Annotated in this window: 25 protein-coding genes; 13 read left to right on the plus strand and 12 right to left on the minus strand. The window is 61.3% G+C overall.

The features are described from left to right. The first annotated feature begins 134 nt into the window (after positions 1-134). Positions 135-1,019 (plus strand): LysR family transcriptional regulator, encoded by an 885-nt coding sequence (locus QQZ18_RS20155; protein ID WP_284542769.1) that lies wholly within the window; start codon positions 135-137, stop codon positions 1,017-1,019. A 141-nt stretch (positions 1,020-1,160) separates the two neighbouring features. Continuing rightward, positions 1,161-1,316: a DUF3563 domain-containing protein gene (locus QQZ18_RS20160; protein ID WP_284542770.1), complete on the plus strand. Its 156-nt coding sequence runs from the start codon at positions 1,161-1,163 to the stop codon at positions 1,314-1,316. 158 nt (positions 1,317-1,474) lie between these two features. Here QQZ18_RS20160 and QQZ18_RS20165 read toward each other — a convergent pair whose 3' ends face one another. After that, a complete protein-coding gene (locus QQZ18_RS20165) occupies positions 1,475-1,975 on the minus strand; it encodes a hypothetical protein (RefSeq protein WP_284542771.1) in 501 nt (166 codons plus the stop codon). Positions 1,976-2,292: 317 nt separating this feature from the next. On the opposite strand from QQZ18_RS20165, the gene QQZ18_RS20170 reads away from it, so the two are divergent. Further along, on the plus strand, positions 2,293-2,574 hold the full coding sequence (locus tag QQZ18_RS20170; RefSeq protein ID WP_284542772.1) for an HdeA/HdeB family chaperone: 282 nt from the start codon (positions 2,293-2,295) through the stop codon (positions 2,572-2,574). Positions 2,575-2,638: 64 nt separating this feature from the next. Here QQZ18_RS20170 and QQZ18_RS20175 read toward each other — a convergent pair whose 3' ends face one another. After that, a complete protein-coding gene (locus QQZ18_RS20175) occupies positions 2,639-3,229 on the minus strand; it encodes a DUF1499 domain-containing protein (RefSeq protein ID WP_284542773.1) in 591 nt (196 codons plus the stop codon). A gap of 12 nt (positions 3,230-3,241) precedes the next feature. Beyond that, complete coding sequence (locus QQZ18_RS20180) at positions 3,242-3,652, minus strand: hypothetical protein (protein ID WP_284542775.1); 411 nt, start codon at positions 3,650-3,652, stop codon at positions 3,242-3,244. Positions 3,653-4,055: 403 nt separating this feature from the next. On the opposite strand from QQZ18_RS20180, the gene QQZ18_RS20185 reads away from it, so the two are divergent. Next, positions 4,056-4,985, plus strand: a complete 930-nt coding sequence (locus QQZ18_RS20185) for a bifunctional helix-turn-helix transcriptional regulator/GNAT family N-acetyltransferase (protein ID WP_284542776.1) — start codon at positions 4,056-4,058, stop codon at positions 4,983-4,985. 56 nt (positions 4,986-5,041) lie between these two features. Here QQZ18_RS20185 and QQZ18_RS20190 read toward each other — a convergent pair whose 3' ends face one another. The 3 genes from QQZ18_RS20190 to trxB all read right to left on the minus strand — a co-directional run bounded on the left by QQZ18_RS20190 (position 5,042) and on the right by trxB (position 9,126). Then, positions 5,042-6,244, minus strand: coding sequence for a pyridoxal phosphate-dependent aminotransferase (locus tag QQZ18_RS20190; protein WP_284542777.1), 1,203 nt, complete (start codon positions 6,242-6,244; stop codon positions 5,042-5,044). 549 nt (positions 6,245-6,793) lie between these two features. Then, positions 6,794-7,684 carry a LysR family transcriptional regulator gene (locus tag QQZ18_RS20195; RefSeq protein ID WP_251729890.1) on the minus strand — a complete coding sequence of 297 codons (891 nt, stop codon included), beginning with the start codon at positions 7,682-7,684 and terminating at the stop codon, positions 6,794-6,796. A gap of 479 nt (positions 7,685-8,163) precedes the next feature. Then, positions 8,164-9,126, minus strand: a complete 963-nt coding sequence (gene trxB / locus QQZ18_RS20200; protein WP_284542778.1) for a thioredoxin-disulfide reductase — start codon at positions 9,124-9,126, stop codon at positions 8,164-8,166. Positions 9,127-9,410: 284 nt separating this feature from the next. On the opposite strand from trxB, the gene QQZ18_RS20205 reads away from it, so the two are divergent. From QQZ18_RS20205 to QQZ18_RS20240, 9 genes are all read left to right on the plus strand, one after another. Continuing rightward, complete coding sequence (locus tag QQZ18_RS20205) at positions 9,411-9,872, plus strand: Lrp/AsnC family transcriptional regulator (RefSeq protein ID WP_284542779.1); 462 nt, start codon at positions 9,411-9,413, stop codon at positions 9,870-9,872. A 188-nt stretch (positions 9,873-10,060) separates the two neighbouring features. Beyond that, complete coding sequence (locus tag QQZ18_RS20210) at positions 10,061-11,878, plus strand: ABC transporter ATP-binding protein (RefSeq protein WP_284542784.1); 1,818 nt, start codon at positions 10,061-10,063, stop codon at positions 11,876-11,878. Positions 11,879-12,022: 144 nt separating this feature from the next. After that, positions 12,023-13,093, plus strand: coding sequence for a GDP-mannose 4,6-dehydratase (gene gmd / locus QQZ18_RS20215; protein ID WP_284542785.1), 1,071 nt, complete (start codon positions 12,023-12,025; stop codon positions 13,091-13,093). A gap of 1 nt (position 13,094) precedes the next feature. Next, complete coding sequence (gene fcl / locus QQZ18_RS20220; RefSeq protein WP_284542786.1) at positions 13,095-14,033, plus strand: GDP-L-fucose synthase; 939 nt, start codon at positions 13,095-13,097, stop codon at positions 14,031-14,033. Positions 14,034-14,467: 434 nt separating this feature from the next. Next, complete coding sequence (locus QQZ18_RS20225) at positions 14,468-16,057, plus strand: DUF6492 family protein (protein WP_284542787.1); 1,590 nt, start codon at positions 14,468-14,470, stop codon at positions 16,055-16,057. A 73-nt stretch (positions 16,058-16,130) separates the two neighbouring features. Then, positions 16,131-16,871, plus strand: coding sequence for a hypothetical protein (locus QQZ18_RS20230; RefSeq protein WP_284542788.1), 741 nt, complete (start codon positions 16,131-16,133; stop codon positions 16,869-16,871). 165 nt (positions 16,872-17,036) lie between these two features. After that, positions 17,037-17,876 (plus strand): glycosyltransferase family 25 protein, encoded by an 840-nt coding sequence (locus tag QQZ18_RS23840; RefSeq protein WP_446728689.1) that lies wholly within the window; start codon positions 17,037-17,039, stop codon positions 17,874-17,876. 61 nt (positions 17,877-17,937) lie between these two features. Then, positions 17,938-18,750 carry an alpha-1,2-fucosyltransferase gene (locus QQZ18_RS20235; RefSeq protein ID WP_284542789.1) on the plus strand — a complete coding sequence of 271 codons (813 nt, stop codon included), beginning with the start codon at positions 17,938-17,940 and terminating at the stop codon, positions 18,748-18,750. Between the two features lie 191 nt (positions 18,751-18,941). Further along, complete coding sequence (locus QQZ18_RS20240; protein WP_284542790.1) at positions 18,942-19,643, plus strand: class I SAM-dependent methyltransferase; 702 nt, start codon at positions 18,942-18,944, stop codon at positions 19,641-19,643. Between the two features lie 1,288 nt (positions 19,644-20,931). On the opposite strand, the gene QQZ18_RS20245 is transcribed toward QQZ18_RS20240, so the two are convergent. Genes QQZ18_RS20245 through rfaD form a run of 6 tightly spaced genes read right to left on the minus strand, consistent with a single transcriptional unit; the run spans position 20,932 to position 26,807 of the window. Further along, positions 20,932-22,020: a glycosyltransferase family 4 protein gene (locus QQZ18_RS20245; protein ID WP_284542791.1), complete on the minus strand. Its 1,089-nt coding sequence runs from the start codon at positions 22,018-22,020 to the stop codon at positions 20,932-20,934. Beyond that, on the minus strand, positions 22,017-23,129 hold the full coding sequence (locus QQZ18_RS20250; RefSeq protein WP_284542792.1) for a glycosyltransferase family 4 protein: 1,113 nt from the start codon (positions 23,127-23,129) through the stop codon (positions 22,017-22,019). The genes QQZ18_RS20245 and QQZ18_RS20250 overlap by 4 nt, the downstream gene beginning before the upstream one ends. A 3-nt stretch (positions 23,130-23,132) precedes the next feature. Further along, positions 23,133-23,879 (minus strand): glycosyltransferase family 2 protein, encoded by a 747-nt coding sequence (locus QQZ18_RS20255; RefSeq protein ID WP_284542793.1) that lies wholly within the window; start codon positions 23,877-23,879, stop codon positions 23,133-23,135. Beyond that, on the minus strand, positions 23,876-24,889 hold the full coding sequence (gene waaC / locus QQZ18_RS20260) for a lipopolysaccharide heptosyltransferase I (protein WP_284542794.1): 1,014 nt from the start codon (positions 24,887-24,889) through the stop codon (positions 23,876-23,878). The genes QQZ18_RS20255 and waaC overlap by 4 nt, the downstream gene beginning before the upstream one ends. Continuing rightward, positions 24,886-25,881 (minus strand): lipopolysaccharide heptosyltransferase II, encoded by a 996-nt coding sequence (gene waaF, locus QQZ18_RS20265; protein WP_284542795.1) that lies wholly within the window; start codon positions 25,879-25,881, stop codon positions 24,886-24,888. The genes waaC and waaF overlap by 4 nt, the downstream gene beginning before the upstream one ends. Next, positions 25,860-26,807, minus strand: coding sequence for an ADP-glyceromanno-heptose 6-epimerase (gene rfaD / locus QQZ18_RS20270; RefSeq protein ID WP_284542796.1), 948 nt, complete (start codon positions 26,805-26,807; stop codon positions 25,860-25,862). Before rfaD ends, waaF begins: the two co-directional genes overlap by 22 nt. Between the last annotated feature and the right edge of the window lie 40 nt (positions 26,808-26,847).

Below are 26,847 nucleotides of genomic sequence, written 5' to 3' on the forward strand. Positions count from 1 at the left end.
TCGTGTCCGCGCCTTCGGTTGCTGGCAAACGCCCTCTGCCCGGCCGGGCAGCTCGGCATCACCCTAGAGCCGGCGTTGCCATCTCTACAAAGACTTGATAGGGCTGCGCTCCATACTCAGGAGATATGTACGCAATGGAGCTGAGGCATCTTCGCTACTTCGTAGCCGTCGCCGACGAGGGGAGTGTCAGCGCCGCCGCCAGGACGCGGCTGCACACGGCCCAGCCGTCGCTCAGCCGCCAACTCAAGGATCTTGAACGGGAATTGGGTGTCGAGCTGTTCGACCGCCGGGTGCGGGGCGTGGTTCTGACACGGCCCGGCCGGCTGTTTCTCGGTCATGTCCGGCAGGTGTTGAAGCAGCTCGACGACGCCGTCGACGTCGTGCGAAACGCGCCGATGACGATCCGCGTCGGTATTATCCCGGGGCTCGAAACCTTCGTGCTTCCCGAGTTCCGGCGGCTGGCGCGCGAGATTGCCGGCGAGGTGGACATCGAGGTGACGAGCGCTCCATCCACCGCGCTCATCCAAGATCTGAAGGACGGCAATCTGGATCTCGCCTTTGCCCGCCCCTCGGTCACCGACATCGACCTGCATTTCGAGCCGATCGATCATCACCGCATCAGCGTCTTTCTTCAGACCGGCCATCCCCTGACGCGGCGGGATATGCTGTCCTTCTCGGATCTGGTCGGCCACACCTACATTGCTGTCAATCAGCGCGTCGCGCCGTTTCTGCGCGGCGAGATCGACATCTGGGGCCAGCTGCGTGGGCTTGCCCTGTCCCCGACCCATGTCGCCGGTGACATCGCCTCGACCTTTTCGCTGATCATGGCCACCGACGGCTTCTCGCTGATGCCCGATTACGCCGAGCGCCTGATGCCGGCGACGCTGTCGATGCGGCCGCTGGCCGACGGGCCGGAGCCGTTGACGCTGGCCATCGCCTACCGGCCACTGCTGGCCTCGCCGGTCCAGTCGCTGGTGTCCACCGTGGCAAACGCATGGCCGCACGACCGAAGCCGGTGACGGCTTTGGGCATAGAGAAACTGAAGGGCGCCTTCAGAACTTGCGATTAGGTCGCGACGGCTGGCGGGCCTATATTGAGGGCATCAAAGAGAGAAGAGAAAAGAGGCCGGAAACCTCCGGTCTAGGAAAGGAAAAACCGAAATGTTCGCCACCCTCAAGCGCGCTGCCAAGGCTCTCCACCTTCCCACCCAGATCGAGCGCGACATGGCCTACCTCAACGAGGCCGGCGACCGGTACGACCTAGAGGCCCGCGAGCGGAACCTCAACAACCGCACCCGCCGTGGTTTCGGTCTCTGAGGACTGAACGGCAACAAGCCGACATATGGATACGACGTCGAGCGCTCGAGACCTGACCGGTTCGGGCGCTTTGTCGTTTCCGGTCCGATCTCTCCCCACCCCAAATGAAAAACGGCTCCCCTCGCGGGAAGCCGTCTTGCTGTCTGCTTGGTCGATGCTCAGTTCGCGAAGACCACGGTGCTCTTGAACTGGGGCTCGTTGTCGCGGGCGGCGGGGTCGAAGGTCGTCACGACGCGGTAACCTTCGGACCCATGGGTGCCGACGACGGCGCCGGACTTCAGCGTCTGCTCGGCCGCCGCGTAGCGGGCGGCGTCGGCCTTGGCGGCAGCGGCGTTGGCCGAGTCCTTGATGAGCACGGCGCTCTTGAACTGGGGTTCGTTGTCACGGGCGGCCGGGTCGAAGTTGGTCACGACGCTGTAGCCTTCCGAACCGTGGGTACCGATGACGGCGCCGGACTTCAGGGTCTGGCCGGCTTCGGCATAGCGGGCGGCGTCTGCCTTGGCAGCGGCGGCGTTGGCGCCATTGTCGCTGACGACAGTGACGAACTGGGGCTCATTGGTGTCGGCGCCCGGGTTGTACTGAACGAGCGAGGCGGCGCTGGCGATCGAGGGCAGCAGGACCGAGGCGAGGGCGAGGGAAGCGAGGAGGGAGGTCTTCATTTTCAATACTCCGAAAGACATAAATGTCTGATTTGTTTCATGGTCTGGCAGCGGTGGAGATCATTGGAGGTCAGTGTCCGCTGCCGATGACCGTGATTTAAGCCGCATTCGATCACGCGCAAATGGGCGCCCGATGACAGTTGCGGGCTGCGGATTTGACAATGGATCGCAAAAGCGTGTTGAGGGGCGTGAACGCCACGTACCGCAGCCAGCAGTAAGGGAATTCACGTTCCTGATTGTTTCATGTTATGAACGATTTGCCGGCGGCTGGGGGACATGAGAATCCCTGGCGCCGGTCCATCCTGAAGGGGCATATTATGAAGTTTGCATTTATGGTCGGGGCGCTTATTGCCGCGTTGCCGACGCTGGCCATGGCTGGCGAGAAGGTCGACATGGCCGAGCTCACCTGCAAGCAGTTTCTGGCCGACGAGGAAGGCATTCTGCCGACGGTGGTCTGGATCGACGGCTATCTCAGCCACCAGAGCGGCAATACCGTGATCGACATGGATGAGCTGGTCGCCAACGTGAAGCAGATCGCCGGCGATTGCGCCAACCAGCCCGACATGAAGATCATGGAGCTGGTGCCGGAGGACGAATAGGCGCCGGTTGCCGGCTGAGCCTATTGGAGGACCGCTTCCGGCACAGGCCGGCGGCGGTCCTTTTTCATTTGGCGGGGGAGGGCAGCGCCGGGCCGGGCGCTGCGGGGTCGGCCGATGTCGGCGTGGTGGCGGCCAGCTCGGCGTCGATGCCGGAGAGAAGCGCCACGATGTTGGCGGTGTTGCGCCCGAGGTCGTAGTAGCCGATCTGGCTGCGCGAGTAGACGTAGAGGAAGGACCCGCCGCCGCGGGCCGGCGTCACCATCACCGACAGCGTCGAGGGCATGCGCAGGAGCGGCGAGTAGACGATCATCCGGAAGCGGGTGTTGACCGGATTGGCGCCGACCTCCCGCACCTTGCCGGGCAGGCGCTTGGCGGCTGCTTCCGCCACCGTGAACAGGGCCTCGGGCGGCAGGCTGTAACGGCGCGTTTCGATGTCGGGGATGCCCTTCCTGCAGTCGTCGGCCGGGCAGGCGAGGCTATCGTTGAGCTTGCCGGTGCGCGAAGGCACCGAGAAATCATAGGGACCGAGGTCGGCCGGACCGAACACCGCGTCCCAGCTGGCTTCCCGACCGTAGGTGTAGAAGGCCAGCACCAGGAGCAGGAACGCGCCAAAAAGGGCCGCGAGCACCAAACCGAGGAAACGCAAAGGGGACATTGGATACCGGGGTCACGAGCGCGAGCGATCCCAGCTTTTAACCCGATTGAACAGGGCGCGCCAGAGGTCGGCCGAAACCGTCAGCCAGCCGGCGAGAACGGCCATGACCACGATCATGGCGAGGCTGTCGGACCGGTCGGGGGCCGGGGCCGGCGCAATGGCGTAGCTCATGTCGCGCGGCAGCGCCTTGACGTAGGGAACGGGGTCGCCGACCGGGCGGATGGCGCCGGTCTCGACATCCAGCGTGGCGATGGCCGGCGCGACTTCGGCCGCCCTGACCGGACTGAGGCTGGCGCACAGGAGCGTCACCGCCAGGATCAGCGAGGCGGCGACGGCAACGACGATGGAAGCGCCCGCCCCGACCGAAAGCTCGTGGTGCGCGGTGGCTGCGTTGAAGGGGGTGTCGTCGATCCTGTCGGTCATCTCTCTCGTCCTTGCCGCTTATCGCTTCGGCTCCGAACCGGGCCTCCGGTCAGTGCCTTTCGATGGGCAAGAGATGCCTTGCGAATGGGTCGCGCCGATGCCGGGATTGAGGTGGGTGACGGGAGATGTCGTGGCGATTTCGTGGCGGGGTTAACACTTGAACGGTGGAGGGTTGGTGGAGAAGATCGGCCCTTTGGGAAAATGAAGTTCTTTCAATTGGTTAAATGGCGGGTGCCAAGCCATCCGGTTAACGGCGGGTAAACGCGAAAGATCGCATTTTCAGCGTTGCCGCCATCATCGAGGTGCAACTCCGTTCGCTGCCGTCGTTCGTCCCCGGTTTGGGAGGCGTTGCATTTCGCAAGGATATGGTTGTACGATACAACCATATCAACGGAGCCCGCAGATGAGTCCAGATCCGGCCGTCGTCGAAGACATCCGCACCCTGTCGCGACGGATGGTGCGCGCCTGGGGCTTCATGGGTGGCACCTTCGCCGGCACCGATCTGTCGCCATCCTCCGTGCATGCGCTGATCGAGATCGAGGTGGGCGGCCTCACGGCGCGCGAGCTCGGCATGCGCCTGCGGTTGGAGAAATCCAGCGTCAGCCGTCTGCTCCGCAAGCTGGTGGCGCTGGGTGCCGTGAAAGAGACGCCCGACGAGGCCGACGGCCGCGTCAAGCTGCTGTCGCTGACCGCCGAGGGGCGGTCGCGCGTCGCCGCCATTCACGCGTTTGCCCGCCGGCAGGTCGCAGAGGCGCTGGGTCGGCTCGGGGCCGGCGAGGAGCGCGCGGTGCTCGACGGACTGCGTCTCTACAGCGCGGCGCTCGAAGGCGGGCCGGACGTCCAGCCGGTGGCGATCGTTCCCGGCTATCGGCCGGGTCTTGTGGCCCGCATCACCGACATGCACATGCGCTACTACGCGCGCGAGCATGGGCTGGGGCGCCGCTTCGAAACCCTGGTGGCCGGCGGGCTCGCCGAGTTCTGCGACCGCCTGGACAATCCGCAGAATGCGATCTGGACCGCGCAGATGGGCGGCGAGATCGTCGGCTCGCTGGCGATCGACGGCGAGGACATGGGCGCCGGCATCGCCCACCTGCGCTGGTTCGTCGTCGCCGACGGCCTGCGGGGCAGTGGAGCGGGAAAGCGGCTGCTCGATGCCGCGATGGCCTTTGCCGACGGGCACGGCTTCGCCGAAACCCGCCTCTCGACCTTCGCCGGGCTCGATGCCGCCCGCCACCTCTACGAGTCGCGCGGCTTCGAGCTGGCCGAAGAGAAGATCGGCGCTCAATGGGGCAGGGAACTGGTGGAGCAGCGCTTCATTCGGCGCCCCAAATGAAAAGGGGATCGGAGCCGAAGCTCCGATCCCCGATGATCTGACCGAACCTTTGTCGCTTACGACAGCGAGGCGGCGAAGCGCTGGATGCGGGCGCAGGCTTCCTCGAGATCCTTGGTGGCGGTGGCGTAGGAGATGCGGAAGTTGGGGCCGAGGCCGAAGGCCGAACCCTGCACCACCGCCACGCCTTCCTGCTCCAGGAGCTCGGTGACGAAGTCGTCGTCGGAGGCGAGCACCTTGCCGGCCGCCGTCTTCTTGCCGATCAGGCCGGCGCAGGACGGGTAGACGTAGAAAGCGCCTTCCGGCGTCGGGCAGTGGATGCCCTTGGCCTGGTTCAGCATGGACACCACGAGGTCGCGGCGCTCCTTGAACACCTTGTTGTTCTCGGCGATGAAGTGCTGCGGGCCGGTGAGGGCCTCGAGCGCCGCATATTGCGAGATCGACGAGGGGTTGGAGGTCGACTGCGACTGGATCGTGGCGATGGCCTTGATCAGGGCGGCCGGGCCTGCGGCATAACCGATACGCCAGCCGGTCATGCAATAGGCCTTGGACACGCCGTTGACGGTGAGCGTACGCTCCTGTAGCGCCGGCTCGATCTGGGCCGGCGTGGCGAACACGAAGTCGTCGTAGACGAGGTGCTCGTAAATGTCGTCGGTCATGATCCAGACATGCGGATGGCGGACGAGCACGTCGGTCAGCGCCTTCAGCTCCGCGCGGGTGTAGGCGGCGCCCGACGGGTTGGACGGCGAGTTGAAGATGAACCACTTCGTCTTCGGGGTGATCGCCTTCTCAAGCGCCTCGGCGGTCAGCTTGAAGTTGGTTTCGATCGATGCCTCGACGAAGGTCGGGGTGCCGCCGGCCAAGAGCACCATGTCCGGGTAGCTCACCCAGTAGGGGGCGGGGATCAGCACCTCGTCGCCGGGGTTCACCGTCGCCATCAGCGCGTTGTAGAGAACCTGCTTGCCGCCGGTGCCGACCGTGATCTCGGCCGGCTTGTAGACGAGGCCGTTCTCGCGCTTGAACTTGTCGACGATGGCCGTCTTCAGCTCTGGAATGCCGTCGACCGCCGTGTATTTCGTCTTGCCGTCACGGATCGCCTTGATGGCGGCTTCCTTGATGTTGTCCGGAGTATCGAAATCCGGCTCGCCAGCACCAAGGCCGATGACGTCGCGACCGGCAGCCTTGAGCTCACGCGCCTTGTTGGTGACGGCGATGGTGGCAGAGGGCTTCACGCGGGCGAGCGACTGGGCAAGGAAAGACATTGAAGGACGTCTCCGAACGCTGAGGGAGTCAATCGTATCGGTTTAAATACGACCCTCTTGCTCTATTGCGGCGCGCGCGCACGCGCAAGGTCAAACCTTGCCGATGCCGGCATTTCCGGTTCCCGTGATGGAACCCGGCACGCGTGGAGGAGGATGGTTCGGCGGCGCGCATTGAGCGGCGCAAAAAAAAGCCGGGCACGAGGCCCGGCTATAAAGTTTTGGAATGCGGATCGCAGGGACGATACCGCACCTTCCAGAGGGGAACAGCTGAAGATTCGCTTTCGCCGGGAGGATGGCGAGGGAACCAACACATCAGCTGAGGTCTATATGCACCCGCACCCGGTGCAAAACAAGAAGGCAAACTGCAAATCTGCTATGCAATATCCCGGTTATTTTGCCCAAACTGTAACATCATCGTGAAGTCTTTACGGTTCATTGGTGTTTTCCGTTAAGGGAAAACGCGAGTATTGCGCGGAGCGCACAACGATACGTTGGAAGGACAGCCGACCAAGTGTCGGCTGCCGCCGGGCAGACCTCGTCAGGGGCTTCTCAATAGGACCAGCGCTGGGCCTTCGACACCAGGAAGTCGCGGAAGGCGTGGACGCGCGCCGAGTTCCTGAGTTCGTCCGGATAGACGAAATAGGTGTCGTAGGACAGCAGGTCGACCTCGGGAATCAGCTGCTGAAGCCCCGAGTCCTCCTCGACCAGATAGTCGGGAAGCAGGGCGATGCCGACGCCGCGCTGTACCGAATGCTTGATGGCGACGAGGTTGTTGACCCTGAGGGCGGGCAGGCGCGGATTGTCGTAGGGACGGCCGACGCTTTCGAGCCAGTTCATGTCCCTGAGATAGTTGGGCGCGGCGACGCCGAAGGTGATGATCCGGTGTTCGTCGAGATCCTCGATGGTCTTCGGGCTGCCGAAGCGCTTGATGTAGGCGGGCGAAGCGAACAGGTGGAAGTGCACCGTGAACAGCTTGCGCTGGATGAGGTCGGGCTGCGTTGGCTGGCGCAGGCGGATGGCGACGTCGGCCTGCCGCATGGCGAGGTCGAGCTCGTCGTCGTTGAGGATGAGCTGCAGCTGGACGTCGGGGTAAAGGTCGACGAACTCGTCGACGCGCGAGGTGAGCCAGGTGGAGCCGATGCCGACGGTGGTGGTGACGCGCAGCGAGCCCGAGGGGCGTTCGCGGCTGTCGGTCAGCCGGCCCTGCACGTCTTCGAGCTTCAGGAGCACGTCATGGGCGGCGCGATAGAGCAGCTCGCCCTGTTCGGTGAGGATGAGGCCGCGGGCATGGCGGTGGAACAGCGGCACGCCGAGATCCTGCTCCAGGGCGCTGACCTGACGACTGACGGCGGACTGGCTCATGTTCAGCGTGTCGCCGGCGTGGGTGAAGCTCCCGGCGTGGGCGGCGGCGTGGAATATTCTGAGCTTGTCCCAATCCATCGCTACCCCCTTTGCCGCCCCCTTGATGGCGCTGGCCGCTGTCGGCCATCGCTTGCTCGCGTCGGGCAATGGCCGGTCTAGCGGGCCGGCCTTGCCCCGTCCTTGTTCTAGAGCAACGCGCGTTCCGGCGAACGCAAATCGTTGCTCCAGTTCCTTTTTGTCGCATTGCTTTTGCGGAAAACCGGTTCCCGCTTTTCCGCACAATGCTCTAGGGCGCATCCGGCGAGCCGTGGTTCGCCAATGCGCTCTATCTTCTTGTTTCTCGCAACTCCGGACGCAAAACCGGTTCCCGCTTTTGCTGGTGTTGCTCTAGCACATCCGCCTGCCCGAAAAGTTTGGCGACTTTTCGAACAAGCTCGTTATTTCTTCCTATTGCACTCACTTACCCGAAAAGTATGAAAACTTTTCGGGCTCGCGCTTCTACCTTGGCGCATCCTCGCGTCGGCGCAAGCCCTGAATTGCGTCGCCCCGCCAGTTGGTTACGCAACCTTGGTATCAGTTTCGAGGGCGCCGACATAGCGCTCGGCCTCCAGCGCGGCCATGCAGCCCATGCCCGCCGCCGTCACTGCCTGGCGGAAATGCTCGTCGGTGACGTCGCCGGCCGCGAAGACGCCGGGCACCGAGGTGGCCGTCGAATCGGGCGCCGTCCAGATGTAGCCCGACGACTTCATCCGAACCTGACCGGTGAACAGCGAGGTGGCCGGTGCATGGCCGATGGCCACGAACAGGCCGTCGGCGGCGATGTCGCGGGTGTCGCCGGCGACGACGTTCTTCAGGCGGACGCCGGTGACGGACGGCGGGAAGCCCTCCTTGCCCAGCACCTCGTCGACGACGCTGTTCCAGACGACCTCGATCTTCGGATGGTTGAACAGGCGGTTCTGCATCACCCGCTCGGCGCGGAAGGCCTCGCGGCGATGCACCACGGTGACCTTCTCGGCATGGTGGGTGAGGTAGAGCGCCTCCTCGACGGCGGTGTTGCCGCCACCGACCACCACGACCTGTTTGCCGCGGTAGAAGAAGCCGTCGCAGGTGGCGCAGGCCGATACGCCGAAGCCCTGGAACTTCTGCTCCGACGGCAGGCCGAGCCAGCGGGCCTGGGCGCCGGTGGCGATGATCAGCGCGTCGGTGGAATAGGTGTCGCCGGAATCGCAGGTCAGCTGGAACGGCCGCTTGGAGAGATCGACCGAGGTGACGATGTCGGAGACCAGCCGGGTGCCCATGTGCTCGGCCTGTGTGCGCATCTGCTCCATTAGCCAGGGGCCCTGGATGGCGTCGGCGAAGCCAGGGTAGTTCTCGACGTCGGTGGTGATGGTGAGCTGGCCGCCCTGCTGCAGGCCGGCGATCAGGATCGGCTCCAGCATGGCGCGGGCGGCGTAGATGGCGGCGGTGTAGCCGGCCGGGCCGGAACCGATGATCAGGACCTTGGTGTGGGTGTGCGTCATGCTCGTCTCGTTTCGTTCGCCGACCCCGCGAGGCGGGGGCAGGGCGCCGGTCGGCGGCGTCCGGAATCGAACGAATGGTAGGTGCCCGGCCCCCCGGTTTCAAGGCGGCGGGTCGCTGGCGGGCCTCGCCGCGGTGCGTCGTCCCCTGCCGAATGGCCGGTAGCCCCGAGCGGCGCCCTTATAATATGTGTTCGTGCGCCTGAAAGATGCTTTCGCGGCGGCGACCGGAACGGTATGTTCCGGACCGAAGCGAGGGCCTTGGGAGCCCTCCCGGAGGATGCGACATGAAGGCCCGTCTCGACGCCATCGACTGGAAGATCCTGCGCGAATTGCAGGCCGACGGGCGCATGACCAACGTGGAGCTGGCAAGCCGCGTAGGCATCTCCGCGCCGCCCTGCCTCCGCCGCGTGCGGGCGCTGGAGGAAGCCGGCGTCATCCAGGGCTACCGCGCCCTGATCGACGAGAAGACGCTGGGCTTCGACGTGACGCTGTTCGCCTTCATCTCGCTCGCCTCGCAGTCGGAAGCGGAAATCCTCGCCTTCGAGGCGCGGGTGAAAAACTGGCCGCTGGTGCGCGAGAGCTGGATGCAGTCGGGCGAGATCGACTTCATCCTGAAATGCGTCGCCCCCGACCTCAAGACCTGTCAGAATTTCGTGATCGAGCAACTGACGGCGACGCCCAACGTCGGCCAGGTGCGCACCAGCCTGACGCTCAGGCAGATCAAGAACGAGCCGGTGGTGGTGTAGGTCGGCGGCCGGACGGATGGCGGGGCAGCCTTTGGCGGCGCCCGGTGCGGTGAGGCCCGCGGTTGACAGGCGGCGCCGGGCGTAGCATGTCCCGTCGGCTTGTGTGTTCTTGCATCCGGCAACCGGGAACGCGCGGCTTTGCGGGCGGATGCCTCGGCCCGGGGACGGGCCAGACCTGGAGTGTGCACTTGGACTTCCTGAAGGGCCGGTTTGCCAGCTTTCTCGGACCGGAGCAGAAGCTCGGGCCGCTGGTGCGCCTTTTCCGCTCCAACTTCCGTCCCTATGCCGGGCGCTACGCCTATGCGCTGTCGATGATGCTGATCGCCTCGGCGGCGACGGCGGGCAGCGCCTACATCATCAAGGAGATCATCAACAAGATCTTCATCGACAAGAGCGAGGGGCTGGTCTTCACCATCGCCGGCATCATCGTCGGCATCTATCTCGTCAAGGGCGTCGCCACCTATCTGTCGTCGGTGACGCTGACCAAGATCGGCAACAGCATGGTGGCGCGGCTGCAGCGGCAGCTCTACGACGCCGTGCTCCGGCAGGACATCGCCTTCTTCCAGAGCCACGCGCTCGGCGACATCATGGTGCGCATCTCGCAGAACGCGGGGGCGGCGCGGCAGGCGATCGACCTCATCGTGATGAGCCTCGGCCGCGACCTGTTCACGCTGATCTCGCTCGTCGCCGTGATGATCATCCAGAACCCGACGATGTCGCTCCTGTCGCTGGCGATCGCGCCACCCTCCATCTACGGCATCACCTACCTGCTCAAGAAGGTGCGGACGGCGGCGCGCAAGGAGGTGATGACTTCGGCGCAGATCGTCACCATCGTGCAGGAGAGCGTGCAGGGCATCCGCGTGGTCAAATCCTTCGGCCTGGAAGACCGGCTGCGCGCCGCCTTCAACGTGGCGACGACCAACGTCGAGAAGCTCAGCAACCGCATCGCCACGCTGGGCGCCCGCTCCAGCCCGCTGATGGAGACGCTGGGGGGCTTTGCCATCGCCTTCGTGGTGATGTTCGGCGGCTACCAGATCGTCCACTACAATGCCGACCCGGGCGCCTTCTTCTCCTTCATCACGGCGCTGCTGCTCGCCTACGAGCCGGCCAAGCGCCTCGCCCGCTTCAATCTCGACCTCGAGAAGGCGCTGGTGGGCGTGCGCATGATGTACGAGGTGATGGACCTGGTGCCCGAGCTGCAATCGGCGCCGGATGCGGTGGAGGCGAAGTTTGCCAGCGCCGCGGTGACGCTCGACAACGTCGACTTCGCCTATGGCGAGGCGCCGGTGCTGCGCGGCCTCAGCCTGACGGCGCCGGAGAACTCGGTGGTGGCGCTGGTCGGCCCCTCGGGCGCCGGCAAATCGACGGTGTTCTCGCTGGTGGAGCGCTTCTATGACCCGACGGCTGGCGCCGTGCTGATCAACGGCACCGACATCCGCCGCTTCACCGTCGAATCGTTGCGCCGGCACGTGGCGCTGGTGACGCAGGACACCTTCCTGTTCGCCGGTACCGTGGCGGCCAACATCGCCGACGGTCGGCCGGAGGCGAGCCGCGAGGAGATCGAGGCGGCGGCGCGCGACGCCAACGCCTACGACTTCATCATGGCCATGCCCGGCGGTTTCGACGCGCTGGTCGGCGAAGGCGGCGGCAACCTGTCGGGCGGCCAGCGCCAGCGCATCGCCATCGCCCGCGCCATCCTCCGGCAGGCGCCGATCCTGCTGCTCGACGAGGCGACCTCGGCGCTCGATGCCCAGGCCGAACGCGACATCCAGGAAGCGCTCGCCCGCCTGATGAAGGGCCGCACCACTTTCGTAATCGCCCACCGCCTTGCCACCGTCCGCGATGCCGATATCATCTACGTCATGGACAAGGGCGAGGTGGTGCAAAAGGGCACCCACGAGGAACTGATGGCCGAGGGCGGGCTTTATGCACACCTGAGGGCGCTGCAGTTCCGGGAGGGGGGAGGGCCAAGTCTTTCCGGAGTCGCTGATGCTTCCCGGGCCTGATGTGCTAGATGCGCAGTCTCATGTTCAGGTGTCGGTTTCGTTAGAGAGCCGGGAAGGTTGCCCCACCATCGGCGATGAACGTTCAGCGGGGGCGGCTGCTCTATCATGATGACAGCCCAAATTCCCGTGTAAGGAGTTAAGCGAATGCCGGTGGACAAGAAGGTGGCCCTGGTTACTGGTGTGACCGGTCAAGATGGGGCCTATCTCGCGCAACTCCTGCTGGACAAGGGGTACACCGTCCACGGTATCAAGCGGCGATCGTCGTCCTTCAACACGGGACGTATCGAGGGCATTTACCAGGACCCGCACGTCGAGGACGCCCGCTTTCATCTCCACTACGGCGACATGACGGACTCGACCAACCTGATCCGCATCGTTCAGGAAACGCAGCCCGACGAGATCTACAATCTCGCGGCGCAGTCGCATGTGCAGGTCTCCTTCGAGACGCCAGAGTACACGGCTCAGGCCGACGGCATCGGCACGCTTCGGCTTCTCGAAGCCATCCGTATTCTCGGCATGGAGCGAAAGACGCGCTTCTATCAGGCGTCGACCTCCGAGCTTTACGGTCTGGTGCAGGAAGTTCCGCAGCGTGAGACAACGCCCTTCTATCCTCGCTCGCCTTATGCCGCCGCCAAGCTTTATGCCTACTGGATCGTCGTCAACTACCGCGAAGCCTATGGCCTGCATGCGTCGAACGGCATCCTGTTCAACCACGAAAGTCCGCTTCGGGGCGAGACCTTCGTCACGCGCAAGATCAGCCGCGCGGCGGCCGCCATCCGGCTGGGCAAGCAGGAAAAGCTTTATCTCGGCAACCTCAGCGCCAAGCGAGACTGGGGCCACGCTCGGGAGTATGTGCGCGGCATGTGGTTGATGCTGCAGCAAGACCGGCCGGACGACTACGTGCTCGCCACCGGCGCGACCACGGAAGTTCGCCAGTTCGTTACCTGGGCCTTCGAGGATGTCGGCATTCACCTCGAGTGGCGCGGCGAGGGCATTGAGGAGAAGGGCATCGATAGCCTCTCCGGCAAGGTGATCGTTGAGGTCGATCCGCGTTACTTCCGCCCGACGGAGGTCGAACTCCTCATCGGTGACCCGACCAAGGCGCAGACCAAACTCGGCTGGAAACATGAGACGAGCGTTCGCGATCTCTGCCGCGAGATGGTCAACGAAGATCTCAAGGTGATGCAGACTGCCACCGTGATGAAGGAGGCCTGAGATGGCCTCGTACGATCTCAAGGGCAAGAAAGTCTGGGTGGCCGGCCATCGCGGAATGGTCGGTTCGGCCATCGTCCGCCGCCTCGCCTCGGAACATTGCGAGACACTGGCGGCCGATCGCAGCGAACTCGACCTCAAGGATCAGTCCGCGGTGCGTGCCTGGGTCGATCGGCACAAGCCCGACGCAGTGTTCGTGGCGGCGGCCAAGGTAGGGGGTATCCTCGCCAACGACACCTATCCGGCTGATTTCCTCTACGACAACCTGATCATCGAGGCCAATGTCATCGAGGCATCCTTCCGGGCCGGCGTCGAGAAGTTGTGCTTCCTGGGCTCGTCCTGCATCTACCCGAAGTTAGCGCCGCAGCCGATCGTCGAGAGCGCGCTACTCACCGGCGAATTGGAGCCGACCAACGAGTGGTATGCGATCGCCAAGATCGCCGGCATTAAGCTCTGCCAAGCCTACCGCAAGCAGCACGGCGTCGATTTCATCTCGGCCATGCCAACCAACCTCTACGGCCCCGGCGACAACTTCGACCTCAACTCCAGCCACGTGATGCCGGCACTGATCCGCAAGGCGCACGAGGCGAAGGTTCGGGGCGATAAGGAGATCACCGTCTGGGGTACCGGCAAACCGCTTCGCGAGTTCCTGCATGTCGACGACTGCGCCGATGCTTGCGTTCACCTGATGAAGGTCTACTCCGAAGCGGAGCATGTAAATGTTGGGTCCGGCGAGGACCTGTCGATCTTGGATCTGACCAGACTCGTGTGCGAGACGGTGGGCTTCAAAGGCGACATCGTTCAAGACCTGAGCAAGCCGGATGGAACGCCAAGGAAACTGATGAGCATAAAGAAGATCGTGGAGACCGGCTGGCGAGCCAGGATACCCCTCGCGGGGGGGATTGCATCAACGTACGCTTGGTTTTTGAAAAACGGTCTCTAGTCGGCCATGCGTGCAGCGTTCGTCACCAACATTGCGATAGGCTCGGTCTGGAGTCGGGACTTATGCAAAGGCTTGCGCGTTCTCTATGTAAACACGGAGCACTGCGAACTGCTCGTCCGACAACCCTCCATAAGCGACGCAGCGCTCCGGTATTATCATCTATCTGGCGTACAAGGGGGAGGTGACATAGCAGAGTTCCCGGCACTACCTAGATCAGCTCCGGCAAAAGTAGGTACGGGTTATGCCTCCGGAGCTGGACCTCTACAAGGGGACGCAGCCATTCTGGCAAGCCGGGTTCGTAGGCAAAACTCTAGCAGAAGGAGTCCCGCTCTATGGGTGCTCTAGAGACCCTGGGTTTTGCGGTGGGAGTGAGGGGTCTATTCCTTGCCTGACAATAAGCGCCGGTGGCCCGGATCGACTTTGGGGTGGTATCCATGTATGAAATAAGGCAAAACTTTCGCGGGCATGCAATGAATAACCTGATTACTATTTGCTCAAAAGCAGACGTGGACACTTGGATGCATTGCGCGCCTTTGATTTTAGAGAGAATAGAATCTGATCGCTATATACTAATCGTTCCGGATCGGGAGATCCCGATTTTTAAGTTCTGCACACCAGAGAGATTTGAGATTATTCCTGAATCCAGGCTGTCGTCCGCCTTTCATCAGAAATTGAAGAATTCTATCCCTTCCTCAAATAGCAACAGGTTTGGCTGGTATCTTCAGCAATTCCTAAAGATCTCCGCGCTAATTGATTGTTCTGATGACGAGATATCTCTGATATGGGATGCGGATACACTTCCTTTGCGCTCTTTGGTGTTTGAATCAAAAGAGAGAGACCTTCTTTTCTTTCGGGGACGTGAAGAGCATAAGCCATACTTCGATTGTATTAAGTCCCTTCTGGGGCTTGAGAAGATTGTTTCGTCTTCTTTTGTGGCCCAGTGTTTTCCAATTCGAGGAAGATGGATTAAGGATTTTGTTGCAGAGGTCGAGGAACGATTTGGAAAAGCTTGGTATGATGCTCTAATTGACGTCATTGATTTCAGCGAGAGCTCCGGATTTAGTGAGTATGAGACTCTGGGTACATATATCTCGCACCGCTACCCAGATCAGTTTCGCTTTGTAGACAAACCTTGGTGTCGTCGAGGCTATAAAGCCATTGGCGATATCTCAAACATAGATAGTGTGATAGCAAAGCTGATTCTCTACAGGTATGATTACATCTCCTTTGAGAAATGGGACAAGGAGAATCAGGCGACGAGAATGAACATACCGCCGTCAGCCTTCGGGATTAATAAATTTCTCACCTCTTTGAAATGGGGTCGGAAAAATAGAAAACGACGGCCACAAGTTCGAGGAGTGGATGAGTTCCTTCGCTGGTTTTTTAGCAAAGACGGAAACAAGCATATTGTGCAGGTCGGCGCAAATGACGGCCTACAAAGCGATCCTTTGAGGCCGTATCTTGTATCTCCCGGCGAGTATACAGCTACACTTATCGAGCCAATTCCATATTACGTCGATAGACTTAAGCAGCTTTACTCCAACCGAGATGATATACGAATAGAGAAGTGCGCGGTCGGTGATAAGATCGGTGAGATGACGCTATACTATATACCGCCGGAGATCGCAGATCAAATGAATGGAGAGGGACCGGAGAATAATTGGGCCCATGGTCAGGGCTCCTTTGATCGGAGTATTATAGATTATTGGATTCGCCGTAACTCTTTTCGAGGGGAAGAATACAGAAGAAAAATCGACTTTTTCATCTCAAAAATAACAAGCGAGACTGTTCCGGTCAGATGTGTCTCAGACTTTCAGGTTTCGTCGGGGGAGATGTTGCTCTGCGTTGATGCTCAAGGCTTTGAAATGTCTGTTCTACGCGGAGTTGACTGGTCATCGCCTCCGTCTTTTATCATGTTTGAAGATGATCGAGAAGGGGACGGTGGCGTTGCAGACTTTCTGCGATCAAAAGACTACTCGTATGTCTGCGGCCATCATGATAAAGTTTATGTTTGGCTTGGCTAGTAAGTTCAGCGACTAGTCCTTGGGTGACTCCTGTTAATGCACCCCAGATAATAGGATATCTAAGGAGCGGCTTATGTACCCAGTAGACTTGTGTATCATCGCATCTCGACGTCCTGATTTGCTTTCCCTTACGCTATCTGGGTTCTCAAGTCGTGTATTTTCGAACATGATCATTGATCGAGTCTTTGTTAACATCGATCCAATTTTCGGCGGTGATCTTGAGCACTCGCAGTGCATCCACGCCGTACTTCAGCATTTTCCTACGGCGAAGATTTTTGAGCCTAACGTCCCAAATTTCTGCGCTGCAGTACGGCGCGTATGGGGCGCCACCGAAGGTAGATTTGTGTTTCATCTCGAGGATGATTGGGTCCCCCTATATAGCATGGGGGATGAGTTATTTGAGAAATTCGATGTCGCGGGCGTTGCTCAGGTTTCCTTTCATACTATAGATCGACGTTGGGATATAAGACGTAAAGGAAATTTTCATCACTCGAGAGTATATCGCAAGATATTAGGCGTAAAAATGCCCACTAATCGTTATTTCCCGAGATTTTCTACTGCTCCGTCTCTTCTTATGGGCGATTTTGCGCGCGCTTGCGCGCTTCGTATGATAGATGCTTATGACCCAGAGAAGCAATTTTACTCAGGTGTCAATGTTTCTCTTCAGGATTATGTAAGTCCGTATAAAAACTATATATATTCTATTGATGGGATGCCTGTAATTCGCGATTTGGGAAGGGAGTGGTCTGCAAAACGTGGTATCGTGAAGCATGTTGCGGATAGTAAGTCTATATGGTTCGGGCAGGATGTGTGACACTGCCATTTGTTTATAGGCCTAGTGTTCGTTTTTTTGAGAATTGTCCAAGTAATTCATAGTTTATTACGTTATAGGGGAACGAATTGTTGCTGTGTGTTGAAGGGGCATTGTTTTGTGGTTTAGTGATCGGCGCTCAACGAATGATATGCGGTGGAAGCAGGTATGAAGGGGTACGTAATAAATCTTGATAGATCCAATGATCGTTTACAATCCTTCAATGCCCGTGCAGCGGAGGTGGGGCTTGTTTTTGAGCGGTTTCCTGCGGTAGATGGGCAAACACTAGATGAAGAGTTGTTGAATCGGTTGGGGCGACTCTCTCGGCAATGGAGTCCATTGACAAAAGCTGAGATCGCGACGTTTTTGTCGCATCGAGGGGTGTGGCAGATAATCTCCGAAAGGGATGATAAGTGGGCATTAGTCGTCGAGGACGACGTAGTTTTCGCTTCGGATTCTGCGAACGCACTAGACGCAATGGGTTGGATTCCGCAGAGTATTAATTTAGTTAAAGTTGAAACAATGTTCACTCGTATCGAGCTGTCAGCTCAGGTGCTCGGGCGTCGTGGTGGATATAAGTTACGCCTTCTTAAGGAGAACCATAACGGTACTGCGGGATATCTACTTAGTAAGGAAGGTGCTTGTTTTTTGCTTGACTGGTCGCGTGAAAGATGTGAGCCGGTCGATCGGTTGATGTTCCATCCGTCTCAGCTCGCCGGTAGCGGTTTCTTGATCGCACAGCTGACCCCTGCGTTGTGTGTTCAAGATTTTCATTTTCTCAGCAAACAAGAGCAAGAGGCCGCGATCAGTACGATAGGTCCGGTTCGGAACCGAAGAACTCTAGGGGTTAGGGATATGCGTCCGCGTAGGAGGTTTTGGCGGATGATCGTTCGTAGTGTGCGGGACATTAGACGCTTTTGTCTCCGAGCATTACGTATATCGGTGTTCGAACGAGTTGAAATGCCATCTCCTCACTCGCGAGGCGGATCAAAACCACTGTCTCATTGAGCAATCTAGCGGCTGTTTTTCGATGATAGTAACCAGTATTCATGGCGGACTTGGTAACCAGATGTTTCAGTACGCTGCCGGTAGGAGGGCTGCGCTTTCTTGTGGTGTTCCTCTCGGAATTGATCTTACAGCAATGGATCGCTATAGGAAGCGCTCTTATGGTCTGGATCAGTTTACGTTGGCACCAGACGCACAACCAGTTGATGGGGATGCCTTTTCTAAAGGAAAAGGAGTTGTTCGTCTTTGGCGAAAGTTGCGTAATCAATATCGCGACCGCAAAGAAACTGGGTTCGCCTTTGATCCGGAAATTCTCAATTTGCGGCCTCCTGTGCGCCTTGTGGGGTATTGGCAGAGCGAAAAGTATTTTTCAGACGTCAGTCATGTAATACGTGCTGATTTTCAGCTAGCGCGACCAATGACGGGCCGACGACTTCAGATTCTTCATGAAATTAAGTCGTGTGAGTCAATCTCCGTACACGTAAGGCGGGGAGACTATGTCTCGGTTCCCAAAAACGCTGAAATTTTCGGAACCTGTTCTTCAAGCTGGTACGAGCGCGCAGTTTCTATCGCCTGTGAAGGGGTCAGTAGTCCGGTTTTTTTCGTCTTTTCTGACGATCTTCATTGGGCGACGGAGAACTTAGTATTACCCGGTAGAGCTGTCTGGGTAGAGCGTTCGGACGATGGTCGCGATGCTGAGGATCTCCATCTTATGTCTGCTTGCGGATCACACGTGATCGCTAATTCTTCATTCAGCTGGTGGGGGGCATGGTTGGATCACCGCGGGGAGTCGCGGGTCGTAGCTCCTGCGAGATGGTTCCTGTCGAATGAGCTGGATGCGCGGGACTTGATTCCCGACCGCTGGATTCGCATTTGAGAGTGTCTTGCGTGATCTGGATATGGGATGGCGTTCGTTGCCGCTTCTGCTTGGGGGGCTGATTTCAAGCCCATATCCGCTCCCGAACAATGCCCGTCGCACGCTGTTTAGGGCGCGCTACTTCTAGGGGTGTTCCTGTTTCCTGAAACTGCGTTAACATACGGTTATGTAACGAACTTCCTTGGGGGCGCATGATGCGTGTCGATAATCAACAAGCCCATCACGACTGGATACAAGCAAAGCTACGGGAAATGCACGCAGGGCGTAGCATACTGGATGTTGGGGCCGGTGAGTGCGCTTACAAGCCTGCCTGTTCGCATTTATCCTATACATCACAGGATCTGTCTATTTACGACGGCGCGGGCGACACCAAGGGTTTGCAGACGGGGGCATGGGATTTTTCAAATATAGATATTAGATGCGATATTCTAGATATACCTGAGAATGTGAAGTATGACATCATTTTATGTACTGAGGTTCTGGAGCATGTTCCGGACCCAGTTCGCGTTCTCGAAAAGATTGACCGAGTTCTCGCGCCTGGCGGCGATATTATTCTTACGGCTCCTTTTTGCTCTCTGACGCACTTCGCGCCTTACCACTATTCGACGGGTTTTTCTCAATACTTCTATCGATACCACCTCGGAAGATTGAACTATGAAATTGTCGAGCTCGCGCCAAACGGGGGGTTTTTTGACTATTTATATCAGGAGCTCGGTCGGGTTCCATCCGTCAAACACAAACACCTTGGTGGCAAGCTTAGTTTTTGGAGCCGGAGACGCCGAAGGGGTGCGCTCCGCTTCATAGAGACTCTTGTCGAAGAAGACATGAAAGCCGGCAGGCCATCCAGCGAACTGCTTACGATGGGGTGGCATGTTCATGCTCGCAAGCAATGACTCCGACGTGTCTATTGCGTCTACTTGGTAAGGTTCTGTTGAACAAAGAGGCTGGGGAGGCCGTCAGTCTCCTACTCGCCAAGTTGAAAAGGTCGGTGCTTCGGGGCACTTCCCAAATGCCTCATCGATTGATTAAGACACTCATGCGCTGCGATTTGGAAGGCGTTTAAATTCTGGCCCAACTTGTCAGCGGATTGCGTTGCCTATAGGCTTCTGGGATGTGTATTGGTAGTGGAATCGTAGATTTTTGAGGGGGGGCAGGTGGTCAATGTCTCGATGAAACTTGGACTTGTTTCTAAGTATCTAAGTTCTACATTTCGTTCTTTTGTTCTATTTCTGAAATTGCTCAGGAATGAGTTAGTTAGTTCCGTATACACTAGATTTCGATGCTGTGGACTCGCGCCATTTCGAAACTTGTTAGAAGGGTGCCCAAACAGAAATTTTCTGTGTATCGTTGCTTTTAATTTGCCTTGGTCGATAAGTTTGATGATTCGAGCGTGTCGGCTCTATTTGCCGGAATGGCAGATTGTTATCTTTGATAATTCGAGTAATCCTCAGGCACGTTTGGAAATTCAAAATACTTGCCGTTCTGAGAACGTTCCATACCTCAGTCTGCCTTGGAATCTCGAGTGGAGCCCAAATAGATCTCATGCTATTGCGTTGAATTGGATTTACTATAATATAGTTAAGCCATGTCACCCGGAGAACTTCGGTTTTCTAGATCATGATTGCTTTCCTTTCTCCCATAATGGAATTTTAGATCATATCTCTAATCAGCCAGTGTATGGGTTTCATCGTCCGTCTAGCGTCGCGCCTGGGGCCTGGAGTCTTTGGGCTGGCTATATGTTTTTCAATTTTAAATTGGTTTCAAGATATAGACTTGACTTTAACCATGATCAGGCTAGGAACCTCGATACTGGCGGGCGTAATTGGGTAAAGCTCTATCGCTATCTCAACGAAGAGCATCTTGTTCAGGCCTATAATGGCGAGCGGAAGGTTTGCTCACTCAACGGAAGCCAAGTCTATCGCGTTCAATGCATCGACCATGCATTTCTTCATATTGGTGGCGCATCATATCGCGATCATGGAGAGGTTGCAGAAGATTATATCCCTACAATACGGTCGCTTGTGGAAAATAGTTTGCGTTGTTGACGATCTGCGTGCAACTGTCTGTGGGAAGTATTCATGTTGAAGTGTAATCCTTTTTCGGCGGATTTTGCTGGTTGGCTTTTTATCGCTCTCGACCTGATCGCCGCTATTCCGGTGATCCTCGGGGAGGAGTTCTCATTTAGGTCGTTGGGTTACTAAAGCGCACCCCCACCGCCCGATACATCCCCTCCAGCGAATGCCGCTCCACCGCCCGACTGCGCCGCCCTCCCGGCGTCGGCTCGGCTCTCGGTGCACCCGCCAGCGCCTTCGCCAGCTCCTCCGCATCCTTCGGCGGCACCAGCGTCACGCCTGCCAGCCCTGCCGTGCATTCCGGGATGCCGCCGATGGGGCAGGAGATGATGGGGAGGTCGACGGCCATGGCTTGGAGGACGGCTTGGGGGATGCCTTCGTTGGCGTAGCTTGGCAGCACGAAGACGTCGAGGGCGCGCAGCCAGGGGACGACGTCGGACTGGCGGCCGGCCATGGTGACGCGGTCGGCGAGGTTGAGCTCGGTGATCTTGGTCTTGAGGTTGTTTTCCTGCGGGCCGTCGCCGACGATCACCAGGCGGCTGTTCGGCACGTTGGCCGCCGCGAAAGCGTCGAGAAGGTAGGCGTGGCCCTTCCAAGAGCGCAGCGTGGCAACGATGCCGAAGATGAAGGCGTCTTCCGGCAGGCCGAGGGCGCGGCGCGCCTCGCGGCTGTCGCCCGGCGAGAAGCGGTCGGTGTCGATGCCAGTCGGCACCGAGGCGACGCGCTCTTTCGGCAGGAAGCCGTCGGCGGTGAGCTGCTCGACGATGGCCTCGCCAGTGGTCATCACGAAGTCGCAGCCGTGGCGGTAGATCCAGCGGCTGGCGAAGTTGCGCGGCACGTTGGCCGAGATATGCCGGGTGCGCACCACGCGTGGCCGGGGCTTGAGGCCGAGGCGGGCGAGCGCTACCACCCAGGAATCGATCGACGAATGGGTGTTGACCACATCCGGCCGCATGTCGGCGAGAAGGCGCCGCATGGCGCGCACGGCGCCAAGACCCTTGCTCCTCAGCGGCATGGCGACTGTCGGCATGCCATAGGCCGGCGCCGCCTTCAGGATCTCGGAGCTGGCATTGGCGGCGATGGTCACTGTGTGGCCGTGCTTGATGAACACGGCGGCCTCGGTCAGCACGCGGATCTCCTGGCCGCCCCAGCCTTCGGACGCCTCGGTGTGCAGGATGGTGATCGGTCGATCGGTCATTGGAATTCCCGGTAAAGGTCGCGCCAGCGGTCCGTGGCGGCGGTGAGGTCGAAGCGGGTGGCGAGCGTTCGCGCCTTGCGGGCCCTTGCCGGCAGATCGACGATCACCTCGGCGAGCGCGGCGGCGAGGTCGCCCGGATCGCGGCTGGCGACGGCACCGGCGCCGGTTGCCGCGATATGCGAGGCGATGCCGGTGTCGGGCGTTACCACGGCCGGCAGGCCGGCGGCGAGTGCTTCCAGTGCCGCGTTGGGCATTGGGTCGTAGAGCGAGGGTAGGGCGAAAAGGTCGGCGGCGGCGTAGACCGGCCTGACGTCGTCGAGGCCACCGAGGAGGCGCACCCGGTCGCCGAGGCCGAGCCGGGTGACGCGCTCGGCCAGCGCCTTGGCCCGGCGGTCGCGGCCGGCAATCAGCAGATGGGCGTCGGCAAGGCTGTGCGCGCGCAGCGCTTCGACGAGCTTGAAGGCGCCCTTTCGTTCGAAGCCGGAGCCGACGAAGGCGATCACCGGGGCGCCGTCCGGCAGGCCGAAGCCGCGGCGCGCCACGGCCCTCTCATCGGCGGTAGCAGGCCGGAAGCGGTCGAGGTCGACGCCATTCTCGATGACGCGGAGGCGCTGCTCGGGCACCTTCAGCCACGCGCGCAGCTCGTCGGCGACGAGGTCGCTGTTGGCGACGAACAGCGTGTGTCCGTCGGCCACCATGCGGCGCTCGGTGTCCATCACCAGACGATGCATGGGGTCGAACTTGAGGGCCAGGGCGCCGAGCGGGCCGCGCTCGCGGCCGAGCCGGTCGACCCAGGCGGCGTGGACGCCGTCGCCGGCCCGGAAGATGTCGGCGCCAACCAGCCGCTCGTGGCTCTGCACGAGATCGAAGCCGCCTCCGGCGATGAGGTCGGCCACCTCGTTCTGGAAGTGCCGGTTGCGGCCGGCGCGGGTGAGGCCGCCGCGCGCCACCTGTCGCCGCTCGAGGCCGGGCGCGTCGCCGCCGGCCCAGTCCTCGGCGATCACCGTCACGCTCTCGCCGGCCGAGATCAGCGCGCCGGCAGCGGTCAGGATGAAGCGCTCGGCACCGCCGTGCGGATCGAATCGCTTGCGGATGATGGCGAGCCGCATCGCTCAGCGCTCCCAGCCGACGGCGAGATAGCGCCAGAAGGTCTCCTGCGCCTTGGTGGCGGCGGCGGCGAAGCCGCGCGCGCCGTCGAGAAAGCCGGCCTGCAGGATGTAGTGCTTGAAGAAGGCGAAGATGCAGCGGACGATGGCCGGGCCGAGGCCGCCGCGCTTGCCGCGGGCGCGGCGCACGCTGGCCGAGGCCAGGGCATAGCGGCGCTGCTTGTCGAGCACTTCGTCGATGCCGCGATAGCTGAGGTGATCCATGGCGGCGGTGAGGTCGGCCACCTTGCCGTCGACCATCAGGCTCTCGTGGACGATGTCGGTCGAGAAGCGGGCGCGGTCGCGGCGGGCAAGGCGCAGCACGCGATCGGGCGACCAGCCGCCATGGCGCATGACCTGGCCGAGGAACTGGTTGCGGCGGTCGATGCGATAGCCGTCGGCGGCCGGCGCGGCGATAGCGGCGCGGATCTCCGTGGCGAGGTCGGGCGGAATGCGCTCGTCGGCGTCGATCGACAGCACCCAGTCGCCGGTGGCGAGGTCGAGCGCCCGCTGCTTCTGCGGCCCGAAGCCGGGGAAGTCGGGCGTCTCCAGCAGCGTGGCGCCGGCGGCGCGGGCGATCTCCTGCGTGCCGTCGCGGCTGCCGGAATCCACCACCACGATCTCCTGGCAGAAGGCGAGCGAGGCGAGGCAGTCCGGCAGGTCGCGCGCTTCGTCCTTGACGATCAGGATGGCGCTGAGGCGGGGAGCGGTCATGGCGCGTCTCCCAGGAGACTGTGGAGGCTTTGCAGCACGCGCGACGGCGGCAGGCTGTCGACGCAGGGCTGCACGGTGCCGGGCGGAACAAGCGGGCAGTCGCGTTTGCGGCAGGGCGCGCAGGGTACCGTCGCTTCCAGCACAATGGCGCGGCGGCCGGCGACGCCGGTGAGGCCCGGCTTGGTGCTGAGGAAGAGGGCGACCGTCGGTCGGTCGAGCGCGGCGGCGAGGTGGGTGAGGCCGGTGTCGCAGCCGATCACCGCCGTGGCGCGGCCGATCAGGCCGGCCACCTCGCCGAGCGGAGCACGCGGGATCAGCTCGGTGCCGGGCGCGCCGGCAACGATGGCGCGGGCGGTGGCTTCCTCGCTGGCGTCGGCATAGGTCACCTGCGGCCGCAGCCCTCGTCTGGCGAGTGCATTGGCCAGCTCGATCCAGCTTGCCGTCGACCAGCGCTTGCTCGCCCATGTGGTGCCGTGCAGCAGGACGATGGTGGGATTGGGTTCGCCGGACCCTCCGGCGATGCCGTAGTCGAGGGTGGCGAGGTCCGGCTCGTAGCCGAGGATGGCGCCGAACAGCAGGCGCAGTCGGTCGATGGCGTGGCGGTCGCGCGGGACCGCGTGGCGCTCGCCATAGAGGCAGGTCGCCAGCGGCTCGCGGGCGCTCGCCGCGTCGAGCCCGGCGACCCGCGCGTCGGCGAAGCGGGCGACCAGCGCGCTCTTGATGAGGCTCTGGGCGTCGATGACGAGGTCGTAGCGCTCGGCGCGGATCGACCGGATCAAGGCGCGGGCGGCGCGCCAGCTATCGGCCTTGAACGGCGCCTTGCGCCAGGCGCGCAGGCGGATCTCATGGACGTGGCGGACGCCGGGATGCAGGCGGACCAGCGGCGCGAAGGCCGCCTCGACGCACCAGTCGACGACGACGTCCGGCCGTGCCTTCAGCGCATCGGTCAGCGCCGGCAGGGCGTGGACGACGTCGCCCATCGACGACATCTTGACGATCAGCACCTTCATGCGGGTTGCGCCAGCAGGCGATCGGCGGCCTCCGAGACCAGCGCGAGGTCGAGCTTTTTCAGGCAGTCGAGGTGGCCGAGCGGGCATTCGCGCTTGTGGCAGGGCGAGCAGGCCAGGTGCAGCGAGATGAGCTCGCGCCGGTCGGTGAGCGGCGGCGTGTTGTCGTAGGAGGTGGAGCCGTAGACGCCGACCACCGGCACGCCGACGGCGGCGGCGACATGCATCAGGCCGCTGTCGTTGGCGACCGCGATTCGGGCGGCACCCAAGAGGTCGATGGCGTCTTCGAGCCGGGTTTGGCCGGTGAGGTCGATCGCCTCGGGCACCAGCGCGGTGATCGCCGCGCCCACCTCCCGGTCCTTGGCCGAGCCGAGCAGGATGGTCTTGAGGCCGCGCTCGGCGAAGTGGTGGGCGAGGCCGGCGTATTTGTCCTCGGGCCAGCGCTTGGCCGGGCCGAATTCGGCGCCGGGCATCAGGGCGGCATAGCCGCCGGCTTTCAGCCCGTGGGTGGCGAAAAGGGCGCTCTGGTTGGCGGTGTCGATGGAGAGATGCGGCTGCCGGAAGGCGCCGCCGCCGGCCAGAAGATGGAACATCTCCGCCGTGCGGCGCTTGCGCTCCTTGGGAAGCGGCACGATGGCGTTGAGAAGGCCGTAGCGCATCTCACGCAGAAAGCCGACGCGGGTGGGAATGCCGGCGAAGAAGGGCGCCAGCGCCGATTTCCAGCTGCCGGGCAGCACGTAGGCGCGCCCGTAGCGGCCGCTGAGGGACCGGCCGACCTTGAAGCGGTCGGCAAGGCCGAACTCGCCGGGCTTGAAGGGCGCGTCGATGCGGTCGCGCGCTTCCGGCATGCGGCTGATCAGCGGCGCCGCCCAGGCCGGCGCCATCACGTCGATCGGCGCGGCCGGGTAGAGTTCTTTCAGTGCCGACAGAAGGCACTGGGCCATGACCATGTCGCCGACCCAGCGCGGTCCGATCACGAGGATGCCTTCAGCCATTCCATATACTCTTTCACCCCGGTCGCCACGTCGCGGAAAGCACCGTTGTAGCCCGCGCCGCGCAGCCGGCTGAGGTCGGCCTCGGTGAAGCTCTGGTAGCGCCCCTTGAGGTGCTCGGGGAAGGGAATGAACTCGATGGCGCCCTGGCCGAGCGCGCCGATCACCGCCTCGGCGACGGCCCGGAAGGGCTCGGCCCGGCCGGTGCCGCAGTTGAAGATGCCCGACACGCCGCGCTTCCAGCACCAGAGATTGACGTCGGCGACATCGGCGACATGCACGAAGTCGCGCCGCTGCTCGCCGGGGCCGTAGCCGCCATAGGCGTCGAACAGCTTGGGGTTTTCGCCGGCCTTGACCTGGTTGAACAGGTGGAAGGCCACCGAGGCCATGCTGCCCTTGTGGCCCTCGCGTGGGCCGTAGACGTTGAAATAGCGCAGGCCGACCACCGGCGAGTGATCGGTGGCGGTGAAGACGTTGCGCCGCACATAGTCATCGAACAGCTTCTTGGAATAGCCGTAGACGTTGAGCGTGCGCTCGAACTCCGGCTCCTCGCGGAAGGTGTCGCCGCCGCCATAGGTGGCCGCCGAGGAGGCGTAGAGAAACGGGATCTTGTTGCGCAGTGAGTAATGAAGCAGCGCCTTGGAGTAGGCGTAGTTCACCTCCATCACGAACTTGCCGTTCCACTCGGTGGTCGCCGAACAGGCGCCCTGGTGGAAGATGGCGTCGATCTCGATCACCTCGTCGCGCTCGATGCGGGCAAGGAAGGTGTCCTTGTCCTCGTAGTCGGCGATGGCGAGGTCGGCGAGATTGCGGAACTTGGTGCCGTCGGTCAGGTCGTCGACGACGAGGATGTCGCTCCGCCCCTCGGCATTGAGAGCGGCAACGATGTTGCTGCCGATCATTCCGGCGCCGCCGGTAACGATGATCATGCGGTTGTCCTCAGCAGGGCGGCCCCTCGGGGCGCGGTCG

The sequence above is a fragment of the Pleomorphomonas sp. T1.2MG-36 genome (assembly GCF_950100655.1).
Lineage (GTDB): Bacteria > Pseudomonadota > Alphaproteobacteria > Rhizobiales > Pleomorphomonadaceae > Pleomorphomonas.

Coding starts and splice junctions, on each gene's coding strand:
- QQZ18_RS20155 (WP_284542769.1), top strand. CDS start 135: ATGGAGCTGAGGCATCTTCGCTACTTCGTAGCCGTCGCCGACGAGGGG.
- QQZ18_RS20160 (WP_284542770.1), top strand. CDS start 1,161: ATGTTCGCCACCCTCAAGCGCGCTGCCAAGGCTCTCCACCTTCCCACC.
- QQZ18_RS20165 (WP_284542771.1), bottom strand. CDS start 1,975: ATGAAGACCTCCCTCCTCGCTTCCCTCGCCCTCGCCTCGGTCCTGCTG.
- QQZ18_RS20170 (WP_284542772.1), top strand. CDS start 2,293: ATGAAGTTTGCATTTATGGTCGGGGCGCTTATTGCCGCGTTGCCGACG.
- QQZ18_RS20175 (WP_284542773.1), bottom strand. CDS start 3,229: ATGTCCCCTTTGCGTTTCCTCGGTTTGGTGCTCGCGGCCCTTTTTGGC.
- QQZ18_RS20180 (WP_284542775.1), bottom strand. CDS start 3,652: ATGACCGACAGGATCGACGACACCCCCTTCAACGCAGCCACCGCGCAC.
- QQZ18_RS20185 (WP_284542776.1), top strand. CDS start 4,056: ATGAGTCCAGATCCGGCCGTCGTCGAAGACATCCGCACCCTGTCGCGA.
- QQZ18_RS20190 (WP_284542777.1), bottom strand. CDS start 6,244: ATGTCTTTCCTTGCCCAGTCGCTCGCCCGCGTGAAGCCCTCTGCCACC.
- QQZ18_RS20195 (WP_251729890.1), bottom strand. CDS start 7,684: ATGGATTGGGACAAGCTCAGAATATTCCACGCCGCCGCCCACGCCGGG.
- trxB (WP_284542778.1), bottom strand. CDS start 9,126: ATGACGCACACCCACACCAAGGTCCTGATCATCGGTTCCGGCCCGGCC.
- QQZ18_RS20205 (WP_284542779.1), top strand. CDS start 9,411: ATGAAGGCCCGTCTCGACGCCATCGACTGGAAGATCCTGCGCGAATTG.
- gmd (WP_284542785.1), top strand. CDS start 12,023: ATGCCGGTGGACAAGAAGGTGGCCCTGGTTACTGGTGTGACCGGTCAA.
- fcl (WP_284542786.1), top strand. CDS start 13,095: ATGGCCTCGTACGATCTCAAGGGCAAGAAAGTCTGGGTGGCCGGCCAT.
- QQZ18_RS20225 (WP_284542787.1), top strand. CDS start 14,468: ATGTATGAAATAAGGCAAAACTTTCGCGGGCATGCAATGAATAACCTG.
- QQZ18_RS20230 (WP_284542788.1), top strand. CDS start 16,131: ATGTACCCAGTAGACTTGTGTATCATCGCATCTCGACGTCCTGATTTG.
- QQZ18_RS23840 (WP_446728689.1), top strand. CDS start 17,037: ATGAAGGGGTACGTAATAAATCTTGATAGATCCAATGATCGTTTACAA.
- QQZ18_RS20235 (WP_284542789.1), top strand. CDS start 17,938: ATGTTTCAGTACGCTGCCGGTAGGAGGGCTGCGCTTTCTTGTGGTGTT.
- QQZ18_RS20240 (WP_284542790.1), top strand. CDS start 18,942: ATGATGCGTGTCGATAATCAACAAGCCCATCACGACTGGATACAAGCA.
- QQZ18_RS20245 (WP_284542791.1), bottom strand. CDS start 22,020: ATGACCGATCGACCGATCACCATCCTGCACACCGAGGCGTCCGAAGGC.
- QQZ18_RS20250 (WP_284542792.1), bottom strand. CDS start 23,129: ATGCGGCTCGCCATCATCCGCAAGCGATTCGATCCGCACGGCGGTGCC.
- QQZ18_RS20255 (WP_284542793.1), bottom strand. CDS start 23,879: ATGACCGCTCCCCGCCTCAGCGCCATCCTGATCGTCAAGGACGAAGCG.
- waaC (WP_284542794.1), bottom strand. CDS start 24,889: ATGAAGGTGCTGATCGTCAAGATGTCGTCGATGGGCGACGTCGTCCAC.
- waaF (WP_284542795.1), bottom strand. CDS start 25,881: ATGGCTGAAGGCATCCTCGTGATCGGACCGCGCTGGGTCGGCGACATG.
- rfaD (WP_284542796.1), bottom strand. CDS start 26,807: ATGATCATCGTTACCGGCGGCGCCGGAATGATCGGCAGCAACATCGTT.